Below are 942 nucleotides of genomic sequence, written 5' to 3'. Positions count from 1 at the left end.
TTGACCAGTCCGCCGCCGATGATCAGGCGCTGGATCTCGCTGGTGCCCTCGTACAGGCGCAGCAGCCGCACGTCCCGGTAGATCCGCTCGACCGGCACCTCCCGCATGTACCCGGTGCCGCCGTGGATCTGCACCGCCAGGTCGGCGACCTTGCCGACCATCTCGGTGCAGAACAGCTTCGCCACCGACGGCGCGATCCGCCGGTCGGTGTTCTCCACCCACGCCCGCGCCGCGTCGCGCACCAGCGCCCGCCCGGCCATCACCCCGGTCTGCTGATCGGCGAGCATCGCCTGCACCAGCTGGAAGGTGCCGATCGCGGTGCCGCCCTGCGTCGCGGTCGCCGCATACGCCACCGACTCGTCCAGCGCGCGCTGCGCCTGCCCCACCGACAGCGCCGCGATGTGCACCCGCCCGCGGGCCAGGGAGGTCATCGCGGCCTTGTAGCCGACGTCCTCGCTGCCGCCGACCAGCGCCGCGGCCGGCACCCGCACGTCGTTGAAGTGCACGTCCGCCGTCCAGGACCCCTCCTGGCCCATCTTGGCGTCCTTGGCGCCGACCTGCACCCCGTCGGTGGCGGCCGGGACCAGGAACACCGCGATGCCGGTGCCGTTCTCGTCGGCGGGGCGGGTGCGGGCGAAGACGACGAACAGGTCCGCGAGCGGGGCGTTGGTGATGAACCGCTTCTCGCCGGTGATAATCCAGTCGTCGCCGTCGCGCACGGCCTTGGTGCGCAGCCCGGCCGGGTTCGAGCCGGCGCCGGGCTCGGTGAGCGCGAAGGACGCGACGACCTCGCCGGCGGCGATCCTCTCGAGCCACTGCGCCTTCTGCTCGTCGGTGCCGAACCCGACGAGGACCTGCCCGGCGATGCCGTTGTTGGTGCCGAACATCGACCGCAGCGACAGCGTGGTGTAGCCCAGCTCCATCGCCAGCTCGGCGTCCTGC

At 72.4% G+C, this 942-nt stretch carries 1 protein-coding gene; it reads right to left on the bottom strand.

The window, feature by feature from the left end; all coding sequences use genetic code 11:
- Positions 1-942 (bottom strand): acyl-CoA dehydrogenase family protein (locus ACWPOB_RS28520; protein WP_455402872.1); only part of this gene is annotated, 942 nt, incomplete at both ends.

Source organism: Rhodococcus sp. 2H158 (assembly GCF_053764755.1).
Note: the sequence above shows the minus strand (reverse complement) of the source record. Positions and strands in the feature narration are given on the sequence as shown.